This is a genomic window from Bartonella sp. CB10SXKL, from assembly GCF_042195515.1.
Taxonomy (GTDB): Bacteria; Pseudomonadota; Alphaproteobacteria; order Rhizobiales; family Rhizobiaceae; genus Bartonella.
The window spans coordinates 1-14,401 of the sequence record NZ_JBHION010000010.1 but is presented as its reverse complement, the minus strand read 5'-3'; the positions used below and the strand labels follow the sequence as shown (position 1 = coordinate 14,401).

The 14,401-nt window shown below is 36.7% G+C and carries 8 protein-coding genes and 1 pseudogene; 6 read left to right on the top strand and 3 right to left on the bottom strand.

The annotated features are described in order from the left end of the window. The first annotated feature begins 229 nt into the window (after positions 1-229). From gyrA to ACFIK3_RS06325, 6 genes and pseudogenes are all read left to right on the top strand, one after another. Positions 230-3,013: a DNA gyrase subunit A gene (gene gyrA / locus ACFIK3_RS06350; RefSeq protein ID WP_273791490.1), complete on the top strand. Its 2,784-nt coding sequence runs from the start codon at positions 230-232 to the stop codon at positions 3,011-3,013. A 24-nt stretch (positions 3,014-3,037) separates the two neighbouring features. Beyond that, positions 3,038-3,557, top strand: a pseudogene (gene coaD / locus ACFIK3_RS06345) (pantetheine-phosphate adenylyltransferase). Beyond that, positions 3,547-4,140: a peptidylprolyl isomerase gene (locus tag ACFIK3_RS06340; protein ID WP_375654505.1), complete on the top strand. Its 594-nt coding sequence runs from the start codon at positions 3,547-3,549 to the stop codon at positions 4,138-4,140. Before coaD ends, ACFIK3_RS06340 begins: the two are co-directional and overlap by 11 nt. Before the next feature lie 18 nt (positions 4,141-4,158). Beyond that, positions 4,159-4,671, top strand: a complete 513-nt coding sequence (locus ACFIK3_RS06335) for a peptidylprolyl isomerase (protein WP_273791487.1) — start codon at positions 4,159-4,161, stop codon at positions 4,669-4,671. A gap of 1,453 nt (positions 4,672-6,124) precedes the next feature. Then, positions 6,125-7,243 (top strand): tRNA guanosine(34) transglycosylase Tgt, encoded by a 1,119-nt coding sequence (tgt, locus tag ACFIK3_RS06330; protein ID WP_273791486.1) that lies wholly within the window; start codon positions 6,125-6,127, stop codon positions 7,241-7,243. A gap of 1,290 nt (positions 7,244-8,533) precedes the next feature. Next, positions 8,534-9,733: an MFS transporter gene (locus tag ACFIK3_RS06325; RefSeq protein WP_375674653.1), complete on the top strand. Its 1,200-nt coding sequence runs from the start codon at positions 8,534-8,536 to the stop codon at positions 9,731-9,733. Positions 9,734-9,775: 42 nt separating this feature from the next. Here ACFIK3_RS06325 and ACFIK3_RS06320 read toward each other — a convergent pair whose 3' ends face one another. The 3 genes from ACFIK3_RS06320 to ACFIK3_RS06310 form a co-directional block, all read right to left on the bottom strand. After that, complete coding sequence (locus ACFIK3_RS06320) at positions 9,776-11,200, bottom strand: MFS transporter (protein WP_375676425.1); 1,425 nt, start codon at positions 11,198-11,200, stop codon at positions 9,776-9,778. 118 nt (positions 11,201-11,318) lie between these two features. Continuing rightward, positions 11,319-12,533, bottom strand: a complete 1,215-nt coding sequence (locus ACFIK3_RS06315; protein ID WP_273791677.1) for an NADP-dependent isocitrate dehydrogenase — start codon at positions 12,531-12,533, stop codon at positions 11,319-11,321. A 917-nt stretch (positions 12,534-13,450) separates the two neighbouring features. After that, a partial coding sequence (locus ACFIK3_RS06310) for a tyrosine-type recombinase/integrase (protein WP_375676424.1) occupies positions 13,451-14,401 on the bottom strand: 951 nt, incomplete at its 5' end.

Sequence of the window (14,401 nt, the reverse complement as noted above, 5' to 3'; positions counted from 1 at the left end):
AGTCTTTAATTTGCAGTATTATGATCATTTTATGGTTTGCTTGTTTCAGATTTTTGAAGTTTAGCGAAGTGAAAATTGTTAATTATTATTGGTAATTTAAAATATAAATTAATAACATCTTGAAAAATATTGTTAAATTTCTTTTTTGTCATGGGAGAGAAATTAGCATTTTGGTGTATTTTTCGCTATAAATAAAGTGAAATGATTCTTTTTTGAAAGTTTTGAAATTGTGACCGATCTTACTCCACACCCAGAACGTGATGTGCTAACCGGTATTGAACCAATCAGTATTATTGATGAAATGCAACGCTCCTATCTCGATTATGCGATGAGCGTGATTGTTTCACGTGCACTCCCTGATGTCCGTGATGGTCTTAAGCCTGTTCATCGACGTATCCTTCATGCTATGAATGAGATGGGGCTTTCTTTTAATAAGTCGTATCGTAAATCTGCTGGTGTTGTTGGTGAGGTTATGGGGAAATTTCATCCCCATGGTGATGCTTCAATTTACGATGCATTAGTGCGTATGGCGCAGGACTTTTCTTTAAGAAATCCATTAATTGATGGTCAGGGAAATTTTGGTTCCGTTGATGGTGATCCACCTGCGGCCATGCGCTATACTGAGTGTCGTTTAGAAAAAGTTTCAGAAGAACTTTTAGCTGATATTGATAAAGATACTGTTGATTTTCAGGATAATTACGATGGGCGTGAGCGTGAACCGGTTGTCTTGCCAGCGCGTTTTCCCAATCTTTTGGTTAATGGGTCAGGGGGGATTGCTGTGGGAATGGCAACCAATATTCCTCCCCATAATCTTGGTGAAGTCGTTGATGGTTGTATCGCTTTGATTGATAATCCCGATATCACACTCGATAAAATAATTGAAATTATTCCTGGTCCGGATTTTCCTACAGGGGGCATTATCCTCGGACATTCTGGTGTTCGTGCAGCTTATGAAACAGGGCGTGGCTCAATCATTATGCGTGCTAAAGTTGAGATCGAAGAGATTCGCAGTGGTCGACAAGCAATTATTGTGAGTGAGATCCCTTATCAAGTTAATAAGGCAACGATGATTGAGAAAATGGCCGAATTGGTGCGCGATAAACGCATTGAAGGAATCTCTGATTTGCGTGACGAATCTGATCGTGATGGATATCGGGTCGTTATTGAGCTGAAGAAAGATGTTGTTGCGGAAGTTGTTTTAAACCAATTATATCGGTATACGCCGCTGCAAACTTCCTTTGGTTGTAATATGGTTGCTTTGAATGGGGGAAAACCCGAACAGATGACGTTGCTTGATATGCTTCGTGCATTTGTTTCTTTTCGGGAAGAAGTTGTCAGTCGGCGAACAAAATATCTTTTGCGTAAAGCGCGTGAGCGAGCACATGTTTTGGTTGGTCTTGCCCTTGCTGTTGCCAATATTGATGAAATTATAGCGCTTATTCGCAAAGCTCCTGATCCGCAGACAGCACGTGCACAGTTAATGGAGCGACGCTGGCCAGCGATGGATGTCGCGCCTTTGATTAAACTTATTGATGATCCTCGTCATATTATTCATGAGGATGGTACTTATAATCTCTCTGAAGAACAGGCGCGTGCTATTTTAGAATTGCGTTTGCAACGATTGACAGCCCTTGGGCGTGATGAAATTGCTGATGAATTGAATAAAATTGGCGTGGATATCGCTGACTATCTTGAGATCTTGGCATCACGCGTGCGGATTATGTGTATTGTTAAGGATGAGTTGAGTGCTCTTCGTGAGGAGTTTGCAACGCCGCGACGTACCGTATTTGGTTTTGGTAGCGCTGAGATGGAGAGTGAAGATCTGATCGCGCCAGAGGATATGGTGGTAACGGTAAGCCATAGTGGTTATATTAAGCGTGTGCCTCTTAATACCTATCGTGCACAGCGACGTGGTGGTAAGGGGCGTTCTGGTATGTCCACGAAGGATGAGGATTTTGTAACGCGGTTGTTTGTTGCCAATACGCATACTCCGGTTCTTTTCTTTTCATCACGTGGGATTGTTTATAAGGAAAAAGTTTGGCGACTGCCGCTGGGGACACCCCAATCGCGTGGGCGGGCTTTGATCAATATGCTTCCCTTACAACAAGGTGAGCGTATTACAACGATTATGCCTTTGCCTGAAGATGAAGCGAGCTGGAGTGCATTAGATATTATGTTTGCGACAACACGTGGAACTGTGCGTCGTAATAAATTATCAGATTTCGTTCAGGTTAATCGTAATGGTAAAATTGCGATGAAACTTGATGAAGAAGATGAAATTCTTTCTGTTGAAACCTGTACAGAACATGATGATGTTGTTCTAACAACAGCCAATGGACAATGTATCCGTTTTCCAGTTGTTGATGTTCGGGTCTTTGCTGGGCGTAATTCTGTGGGAGTTCGTGGTATCAATTTAGCTAAAGGCGATAAAGTCATTTCGATGACAATTTTAGAGCATGTCGAGGCGACGTCCATTGAGCGTTCTGCTTATATTAAACGTGTAATGAATGAACGGCGTGCTTCTGGTGCAGATGCTGATGTTGAAGATGTTATAACTCTTGATGAAGAAGATGGGGGTGCTGAAACAGAGTTAACAGATGAACGTTATGCAGAACTTCATGCACGTGAACAAATGCTTTTGACAGTGAGTGAATTTGGTTATGGTAAACGTTCTTCTTCCTATGAGTTCCGGATTTCGGGACGTGGCGGAAAGGGGATTCGCGCAACAGATCCATCTAAAACAGCTGAAATTGGTAAATTAGTAGCGGCTTTTCCGGTGAAGGCGCAAGATCAAATTATGTTGGTATCAGATGGGGGGCAGCTTATTCGTGTCCCTGTTGAGGGAATTCGTACTGCTGGGCGCTCAACTAAGGGAGTCACAATTTTTAATACAGCCAAAGGTGAAAGAGTCGTATCGGTTGAACGTATTTCTGAACCTGAAGATGATACGAGTTCATTAGATGATGAAGGTGAGAAGCATTCTGATACAGTTGATATGAGCGAAGAAAAATAATTTTTAAGAGGAAGGAGTAAAGTCATGAAAATTGCTCTTTACGCGGGTTCTTTTGATCCTCTTACAAATGGTCATCTTGATGTTTTGAAAGGGTGTTTTGTGTTAGCTGATAAGGTGGTCGTCGCTATAGGGATACAGGCTGACAAAAAAACACTTTTTAGCTTCGAAGAGCGTGTTGATTTCATTACGCAGGTCGGGAAAGACTTGTTTGGTGCAGATTCTAATCGATTGCAGGTTCTTTCATTTAGCAACCTTCTCATTGAGAAGGCGCGTGAAGTTGGTGCTTCATTTCTCATTCGTGGATTGCGTGATGGTACTGATCTTGATTATGAAATGCAAATGGCCGGGATGAATGGCGTTATGGCTCCTGAATTGCAAACTGTTTTTTTGCCGGCAAGTGTTTCTGGGCGTGCGATAACTTCTACATTGGTACGCCAAATTGCCTCTATGGGAGGTGATGTGACACCATTTGTACCGCCCAATGTTGCACAAGCTTTGAGCTCGAAATTCCAATCTTTTAGGGGAGAATAATTGTGTCTCGTAGAATTTTTGCTGTTTTGATATGTGTGTTTTGTTTTTTTTCATTGTCCGCTGTCGCTGGTAATCCTAGACCAGCAAGCGATGCAAGCCTTCTTGTTTTATCTCTCAAAGATGGTGATGTCATTATTCGTCTGCGTCCTGATTTGGCGCCAAAACATGTTGCGCAAATCAAAAGATTAACAGAGGAGGGGGCCTATAATAATGTTGTGTTTCATCGCGTTATTCCTAATTTCATGGCACAAACTGGTGATGTAGAATTTGGAAAAAAAGGCAGTAGAGATTTTGATCTGAAACGCGTTGGTATGGGTGGCTCAAATTATCCCAATATACCGGCAGAGTTTTCAAAACAGCCGTTTAAGCGTGGTACAGTTGGGATGGCACGGTCACAAGATCCGGATTCCGCGAATTCTCAATTCTTCATTTGTTTTGATGATGCTGCTTTTTTAAACGGTCAGTATACGGTTGTTGGAGAGGTTATAAAGGGGATGGATGTTGTTGATAAAATAAAAAAAGGTACGACAAATAATAATGGATCTGTAAAAAATCCTGATGTTATTAATGCTGCTACTTTACAAGTTGAGAAATGAATCAAGGGAGCTTTCCATATGGCTGAGAATAAAAATCCAGAAAATACTTTAATTCTTGAAACAACAAAGGGCAGAGTTGTTATTGAGCTTTTTGCTGATTTAGCACCTTGTCATGTTGCACGTATTAAAGAATTGGTACGTGAAGGTGCTTATGATAATGTTATTTTCCATCGCGTTATTGATGGTTTTATGGCGCAAACAGGGGATGTGCAATTTGGAAAGAAGGATAGTGAAAAATTCAATTTATCACGTGCGGGTATGGGGGGGGCAGAAAAACCAAATTTAACAGCAGAGTTTTCAAATCTTTCTCATAAGCGTGGTACAGTTTCTATGGCACGGAGTCAGAATCCAAATTCTGCTAACTCTCAGTTTTTTATTTGTTTTGCAGATGCTCCGTGGCTTGATCGTCAATATTCCATATGGGGGCAGGTTGTTGAAGGTATGGAAAATGTTGATAAAATTAAACGTGGTGAACCTGTTTCAGATCCAGATTCAATTACCAAAGCCATTATTGCTGCGGATGCAAAATAGTATAAACTATACTGATTTTAATTGTAAGTTTCTAAGAAAAAAATACTCTTTTCTGATCAATAAAGGCACACAAAACTCTTTTGTAGTATCACGCTTACCTTTTATAATTTCGAGCTAAGCATTGTCCATATATTTCCTTCAATCGGATCTTCCTTAAGAATATAACGCAAAGGATTTGTACAAACACTTGTCAGAATAAGAAAACGCAAAGTCTGTTGTATTATGGTTGTTGTTTGGCAAAGTGTTTTATAAAAAATTTGGCAGTTCTCTTCCATCCATTGCTGGTCTTAATAGTTTTATGATGTTACTTTCCTGAGAGAGCGTGTGCTTTTGTTTCTGCTTGTAAATCAACATCCAATCCTAATGCAGAAGCATGTTTGAAACACATATTAAGACGGATAAGAGCTTTACTCGCTCATCCAGTTTTCTTAGCAAGGTGGAAAACCAGCATTTATATATATATATTGGCGTAATCTTTAAAATAAGAAGACAGTTTAATCTTAGAAGAATATAATAAAGGCGCAGAAGTGAAATAAATGGCTAGTCTTGCCATCTCCTTTTTAATTCAACTTTACTTTTTTAAGTATCTAACGCAATATCTTTTAAATAATGAAGATTATGCATGGACTTACGCTTTTATTTTTCTCGTTTTTTTATAGAGGAACGCTCCAAACGGAATACACTTGTGTTGCATATTTACGTGTTTTTTAAGAAGCATTTCTCAGTACATATCAACATTCACTTCCACGATGACATTCATGGCATGTATAGTTTTAAAGCTATAAATAGTATAAAATATTATGCACCACCATCTTTAAAGCTTGTGAAGGAGCAAACGGGTACCATCATACGCTTTTTCAGCCTCTAATGTTACGATAGAGCTTTTGGTATTTGAGAATCTTTACAAAAAGCATTTTTAGTTTTTTAAAGTATTTTTATTTACACGTTAATTTCTTTTGTGAATTATCTCCAATGCCAAGAGCTATCTCAATATTGTGAGTGGATAAATGATTATGTTCATTTGCACTTTTATTAAGCGTGAGGATCGCTGTGCCCAGTAGATGAAAAATTTTTATCTGTAAAAGTTAAAGAATATTGTGAGCTGTACAATGCGTTCAAAATTTTCTTTTATGGGTACAAAGTTACTGCTTATGGAAGTATGTGAAGATGAAATTATTGTGATAATAATTTTGCAGTTCTGTTAAGGATAAGCGTAGGTATTTTGAGGTATGATATTATAAGGATTTTACTATTTTTCTAGAGTTAGATTATCACTTTTATTATGGTGATTTCTTAACAAGAAATGTTCTTTTATCTCGTTTAATTTTTGATGCTGGTTACAATATTGAGCGAATCAAAAATTAATTCATAAAGCTTATGACAATGCGCGTAAGGGGATATCTTTTTTCTTTCTATAGAGATATGCATTGATGGAATCAAAAAGACGAGAGTTATGATAAAGACATTTCATTATAGAAAAATTGCTCAAGATGGGTATGCACGTCGAGGAGAAATTATAACGGGGCGAGGATGTGTTCGTACACCCGCATTTATGCCTGTTGGGACGGCAGGAACTGTTAAGGCTATGTATATGGATCAAATTCGTGATCTTGGTGCAGATATCATTTTGGGGAATACTTATCATTTAATGTTACGTCCAGGAGCTGAACGTGTTGCGCGTTTGGGAGGATTACATGAATTTTCACGCTGGAGCGGACCTATTTTAACCGATTCTGGTGGCTTTCAGGTTATGTCATTGGCGGGAATCCGTAAAATTACTGAACAAGGTGTGATTTTTCGCTCTTACATTAATGGAGCTTACTATGAAATGAGTCCAGAGCGTTCTATCGAAATTCAAGGACTTCTTGGTGCGGATATCCAGATGCAGTTGGATCAATGTATTGCATTACCAGCAACTGAAAAAGAAATGGAAGAAGCTATGGAACTTTCATTGCGGTGGGCGCTGCGTTGTAAAACAGCTTTTGGAGATCAGCCAGATAAAGCATTGTTTGGGATTGTTCAAGGTGGTGATAATATGAAACTGCGTGAACGTTCTGCTCAAGCATTAAAAGAAATGGATTTAAAAGGTTACGCTATTGGAGGGCTTGCTGTTGGTGAGCCGCAGAGTGTTATGACAGCAGTATTGGATACTACTTGTCCGATTTTACCAGAGGATAAACCACGCTATCTTATGGGAGTAGGGACACCTGATGATATTTTACAAAGTGTTGCACGTGGTGTTGATATGTTTGATTGTGTTATGCCAACGCGTGCAGGACGTCATGGTTTAGCTTTTACCCGCTTTGGTAGAATTAATTTGCGTAATGCGCGTTATGCAGAAGATCCACATCCTCTTGATCCACAGTCACTTTGTCCAGCAGCACATGATTATAGTTGTGCTTATTTGCATCATTTGATCAAATCTGGTGAATCTCTTGGGGGGATGTTGTTGACTTGGAATAATCTTTTTTATTATCAACAACTTATGCAGGGAATTCGTGATGCCATTGAGGAAGGCTGTTATGCTGATTTTTGCGCTGAAACGCGTGCTCTATGGGCACAAGGACGCTAAAATATTAATCGTAATATAACGCCTCATTTTTTTATTGAATTTATTCTCGCACTTACAAATTTAGTTAAAAATATGAAATTAGAAACATCTTCCAAAATTATAAAATTTCACTATCTTAAAATATAACAGTGCGGTTTTATAAGGGCACATATTCTGTTTCTAATTACTATATAAAAACAGAAACTGTTACTCCGGTACGCGCTACCTGATCCGGAGAAAAACAGTTTTTCTGTTTCTGATGACTGTTTACAGCAACAATGTTAATGAGGCGTTAGCGAACTCTTAAAGAAGTATGAAAATTGTATTTTTATGAGATATTTTGTGTTTTTTATTATTAAAGGTAAAGAATGGATTATATACAATCGAACAGATAAATTTTTAGAAAATTAAAATAAAACTAAAATAAGATTACATATTTAAAATGTTATAATTTTATATTGTTATTATTTTTATATATTAATATAAATATTATTTAAAGAGATTTATATAATATTATTAATATTGTAAAACTAAAAAGCTATAGTTTTAATGTAATAAAAATTAAATATTAATCACAATAATTATCATATATTATAAAATATCAATATATATATTGAAACAAAACTTATTATATTTGTTTTCTGCTTTGTTTATAGAATTTATATGAAAATAATCATAATATATTTACGTGGATATTTTAATTTACAGATAGTGAGTTAGATATCTGATGCGATTCCTCTGTGAGGGAGGGGGAAAGATGCCTAAAAGAGGATATTTAATAAATCTAGAAACCAAGCACTATTATCATGAGAATTTTTAAAAGACTCTATAATAATTTATAAGAATGGCCTAAAGTTAAAATTATAGCTTATCGATTTGGGGGATCTGCATTTAGGTAGCAAAAATAAAGCAACAATAATTGGGGGAGAAGTTTTATCTTTGTATCAAGATAATGATGAGATATTGTTCACTTGTTTGAAATGCATTATTCAGCAAATTTTAGAATTATTTATAGGGTATAGTATATCGTTGTTAAAGTTTTCACTGTAAAATTTCAACGGCTGAAAAGAGGAGACAAAGTTTATTATCTGGTAGATCTGATAGAAATAGGTGAATACGTCTATGATCTTGAGGTTTTCAAAGATTTTCCATTAAAGAATCTTACTTAAAACTCCATAAAATGCTTTATATATAAAAATATTTCTAAAACTTTATTGGGGACTATTGGGCATGCGTATAACAATGTTTTGAATTTTTGTTTGTGTGTATTACAGATATTTACAGTTAAAACTCCTATCCAGAAGTGATGATATGAGGGATTCTTATCAACAAAAGGTTCTTGCATTGGGAATTGATTCGAGAATACGACGTTTAATAATTTTAGCTCTTGCCGTGGGCAGTTTTGCTATTGGTACTGCAGAGTTTGTTGCAATGGGGCTACTGCCAGAGATGGCACGAAGTTCCTATGTTGATATTCCTACCGCTGGTCAATATATTTCTGCTTATGCATTAGGAGTTGTGATTGGAGCACCTCTTTTAGCTGTGGCAACAGCTCAGGTATCACGCAAAACTGTTTTGATAGGCTTGATGCTTTTTTATGCCTTAGCAAATATTGCTAGTGCCTTTGTTTCTGATTTTAGCATATTAGTAGTATTACGCTTTCTCAGTGGACTTCCCCATGGAATCTATTTTGGACTTGCGGCTATGGTTGCCTCTTCAATGGTAGAAATGAAAGAACGTTCTAAAGCTGTTGGATATGTTATGCTTGGCTTAACAATTGCAACCGTTTTGGGAGCACCCAGTGCTACTTGGATTGGTCAACTTATTGGTTGGCAGATTGCTTTTGTCCTTGTGGGGATGATCGCTTTATTATGTTGTTTGCTTATTTGGAATTTTTTTCCTTGTGATTCAAGTTTTCCAAAAACGAATCCTTTGCAAGAAATGGGTGCATTAAAGCAAAAGCAGGTGTGGCTTCTTTTGTTGATGGTGTCGGTGGGAGCGTCAGGATTATTTTCTGTTTTCACTTATATCAAGCCAACATTAATGCATATTTCTGGTGTTTCACTTGAGTTGGTACCATTTATTATGCCGTTAGTTGGATTGGGAATGGTGATAGGAAATCTCTTGGGGCCTAAATTAGCTGTTAAAATTGGTATTTCGCCGATGATATTTTTTTCTATGCTTTGGAGCGTATTTGTTTTTTTTATTTTTTTCTTTTTATCCTATGCTCCGTTAACAGCGGCAATAGGATGCTTTTTTGTTGGAACTTCTTTTGCTGCTATGCCTTCTATACAAACAAAAATTATGGATGTTGCACTACAGGGACAGATTTTGGCAGGAGCATTAATGCAGTCTGCTTTTAATATTGCCAACGCTCTTGGTGCAGAATCTGGAGCATTAGTTTTAAAATTGGGTTATAGTTATGAATATACAGCTGTTTTAGGAAGTGTTCTAACTTTGTGTGGATTAATGGTTTTTTGCGTCTCATGGTATATGGAGAAGCATGCTTAATGTTTTTCATTTTTAAAATGAAGAAGGTATTTTTATATTTATTTAATTATTGGAATGTCCTGTTGGATTTTTTAACATGCAGTAAGAAATGCGCAGCGCTAATGGAATAGCAAAACAAAATAAAAAACCAATGAGCACTACAAGAAGAGTTTTTGCTGCTAAGATCATTCCTATTGTTCCTCCAGGATTAAAGAGTCCGGCAAGATTGGTGATAACTCCGGCTAGAGTTGCACTCAATGCAGCTGAAAATAGTTGTACGGAGGTAAGGGATTCACTGGCACGGAGAGCATCTTCATCATTTGTACATTGTAAAATTCGTGTGAGCAAATGTGGCCATGCTATGCCTGCACTGATTCCAATAGAAAATAGTGCTAAGCAAATAATAAAAATATATTCAAGCGTGGAAACTTCTGTTGGTATGAGCCATAAAAGAATCGCTATGCCTAACAGTTTTAATAGGGGCGAGTATATAATGATGTTGCGAATTTTTTTTGTGGAGACAGCAGCACTTGAGAGGGCTCCACACGTCCACCCTAGGCTCATAAGTGTTGCTATATAACCGGCTATAAGTGGAGCTTGTCCATGAAGTTCTTGAAGAAAAAGTGGTAAATAAAGTTCTATACTGTACACGACTGTTGTCATAACGAGTATTAATGCGTAAACAGGAAAAATTTCAGAAGAGAAAGAAAAGGATTTGCGCGGCAACATAGGATGAAAGCTATATGATTCGATTTTTGCTAAAACAAAGAGAAGACTAAGTCCGATAACTAATCCGCAAATTTTTGCCATTGTTGTGTCCATAGCTCCTCCAACAGAGATGATAAAAATCAATAAGGTGAGTGTGAGAAGCTGGAGAAGAGGGAGGGGGGATGTTGGAACATAGTTTTCATTCTTTTTGGGTAAAATTTTAAAGGCTATGAGTGAGAAGAATATAGCTAATGCGCCAATGATCCAAAAGGATGCTCTCCATAGGCCATAATATACAGAAATTCCTCCGATTGCTGGTCCTAACAAGGTTGATATTCCCCACATTCCAGAGATAACACTTAATGCGTGTGACCATAAAGATGGGCTGAAAACAATACGTACCATGGAATAGGATAGAGATAACAAAGAACCACTTCCCAATCCTTGAATAAAGCGTCCTATTAAAAATAATGGCATAGATGAAGAAATGCTGCACAAGAAAGTGCCTAGGGTAAAGATAAGACCAGAGATAACATAAGCGTTGCGAGGACCTAATTTCCCTAATATTTTTGTTGCAAGTGAAGTACCAAGGAGTGAAGCTGTAATAAAGACAGTCGCCACCCAAGAATAATATTCATTGCCAATATGATTTATAAGGGAAGGTAAAATAGTAATAACAATATAAACATTGGTAGCGTGTAATACAACACCACCTGTAAATGTTAAAAAGCAAAGACCATTTTTACCCAATAAAAGCGCAGACCAGCTTTGTTTTTTCACCGTTTTTTGCTATTTAATAAAAATTTATCCTCTTTTTACTTATAAGGTACTTCTTTGAATTTGCCAAGAGAAATTCAAAGCTCTGTTTAGAGCTTTGAATTTTAATTTAATTAATAACTTAATTGCCCATTGCTTTTTTGAGATTCTCATCAATTTTATCGAGGAAACCTGTTGTAGAAAGCCATTTTTGTTTAGGCCCAATCAAAAGTGCGAGATCTTTAGTCATAAAACCTTCTTCGACGGTTTTAATACAAACTTCTTCCAATGTCGTGGAAAAGTTTTTTAATTTCTCATTGTTATCTAGTTTAGCACGGTGCGCCAGTCCACGTGTCCATGCGAAAATAGATGCAATAGAATTTGTTGATGTTTCTTCGCCTCTTTGATGCTGACGGTAATGGCGTGTTACGGTGCCGTGTGCAGCCTCTGCTTCAACAATTTTACCATCAGGTGTCATGAGAACAGAAGTCATGAGACCAAGAGAACCAAAGCCTTGGGCAACAATATCAGATTGGACATCACCATCATAGTTTTTACATGCCCATACGTATCCACCTGACCACTTTAATGCAGAAGCAACCATATCATCAATAAGACGGTGTTCGTAATATAATTTACGGTTTTCAAATTCAGTTTTAAATTCCATATCGAATATTTCTTGAAAGATATCTTTAAAACGACCATCGTAAGCTTTTAGAATGGTATTTTTTGTTGAAAGATAAACTGGAACATTCCGTTGTAGTCCATAATTAAAGGATGCGCGGGCAAAATCACGAATTGACTCATCAAGGTTATACATAGCCATGGCAACCCCTGCGCTTGGAGCATCAAAAACATCATGTTCAATAACTTGATTGTCATCACCTACAAATTTAATACTTAATTTCCCTTTTCCTGGAAATTTAAAATCTGTTGCCTTGTATTGATCGCCAAAAGCGTGACGTCCTATAATAATTGGCTTTGTCCAGTTAGGAATAAGGCGAGGGACATTTTTACAGATAATGGGTTCGCGAAAAATGACTCCTCCTAAAATATTGCGGATTGTACCATTAGGTGATTTCCACATTTTTTTTAGTTTAAATTCTTTAACGCGTGCCTCATCAGGTGTGATGGTTGCGCATTTTATACCAACCCCATATTCTTTTATAGCATTGGCAGAATCGATTGTTACTTGATCATTGGTTGCATCACGATTTTCGACGGAAAGATCATAATACTTTAGATCAATGTCGAGGTAGGGATGGATTAATTTATCTTTGATATATTTCCAGATGATGCGGGTCATCTCATCCCCATCAAGTTCAACAACGGGGTTTTCTACTTTGATCTTTACCATTAGAAATCCTTTTTCTTTTAAGCGATACTACTTATATAACACTTTCAACTTTATAATGAAAAGTAAAAACAAGGGAAAAAAGCATTCAAATATGAGCTTTTAGAATATATTATCAATAGAGTGTAAAATTTTGTTGGAGGGTTTAATCCTTGAAAAGAAGTGATGTGTTTATAAATCTATAAGTATTCTATGATTGATGAAGAATCTGTTTAATAGATAAGGTAGTTAGATCACCGAGGGACGGGGATTATGCGTTTTTATTATCAGAGATTCCATTTAATAAATTGATCGTATTCTGAATTATAGTTTCTTGATTTGTTGTGTGAGGTGAATAAGCATCTATTTTTTATATTGCTATTTCAACTCTAAGATTACGGTTTGTTTATTTATAAAAAGTTTAATGTGATAACAAAGGCACTGTAATTAGAAATGCTTCATATAAAATGCGTTTGGGATAAACTTCAGTTTTGAAGGTTGGAAAAAACGTATAAATGATGTGGCTGGTTTAATTTAAAAATTAACAGCATACGCAAGAATATGACTTATAAAATTACCGTATCGCGAGCTAGAATACTCTAATTCTTATATTTTATAGATTCTTATTGTTATAACTGTGCGCAGTAAAGCACTATCCTCGAAATGCAACAAAGAAATTAATCACCTAATGATTCTTGTATCCTTTTTACAAAGAGATTCCTTTTAATTTACGAAGAAATTCCTTTTAAAATCTTGTTCTCTCGTTTTTATTTATGCATCCCTCATTTTTAAAAACACAAATAAAATGAATATATTACACATAGAAAAAAGGAGGATGGTACGCCCAAGGGGCGGGTATAGAGTAAATAAAATCAAAGAATTATATAGAATATAAGGGAATTAATGAACTTTGATTCTATTATGTTTTTTTGTCTCTGCCCCTAACTTTTTTGGAGCTTTTTTATAGCTTCAAGAGCTAGTCTTTTACGATCTGCACTCTTTGTATAAAGGGATGCCATCTGATCTTCTGTCCAGCCAAAAATTGCTTTCAATTGTGATACTGTTGCTCCAGAATTAGCTGCACGTGTTGCGGCTAATTTTCTTAATCCATGCGCCGATTTTTTAATTCCAGCCGCATTACAAGCGTCTCTAAATCCATTCCCAAAGCTTTCTTTGGTGAATTTTTGATTCACTTTACTACAGATAAATGTTTCTTCTCCAATAGGACCAGTTTCAAGCGTTTTAGCTAATTCCGGTAAAATGGGAAGAAAAACATCTGTTTGGAATTTACTTTTCTCTGTTTTGAGATGAATAATATTGTCTTTGACATCTTTCCAGCCAATGCGTACCGCATCACCACGACGCAAGCCCGTATATAAAAGAACATCAATCCAGACACGTTCATGGGTACCATGATGCCATCTTTGATAATATTTTTCGACATCTTCTTCTGTCCAAACAGGAAATCCCTCTTTGTTTTTGAGGGGGGGTCTTTTTATTCCTAAAGCTGGATTATTTTCCAAAAGACCTTGATCAATCGCCCAATTAAAAAGTCCATTAAGGGCTTTCAGAAAATTTCTAGCCATTGCTGGTGTTTCTTTACGCCGTTCAACACCGGCTATGATATGTTTCTTTTCAATTGCTTGGTATGGAATGTTTCCTATGGTATCACATACCTTCATAAGGATGAGTTCTTTTTGTTTTTGGGTGACTTTAGAAAGGCTATGCCAATTGGAGCTGTTAAAGTATTGTTTAAGTAGCCATGCAAATGACCCTTCAACAAGTTTACCGGTTTTTGATTTAGGAAGTATGAGTCCTTGTAACTCGGCAAGTGCGCTTTTGTAGTTATCAACAAACTCTTGCGTTCCATAGGTGCCGCGTATTCTAATACG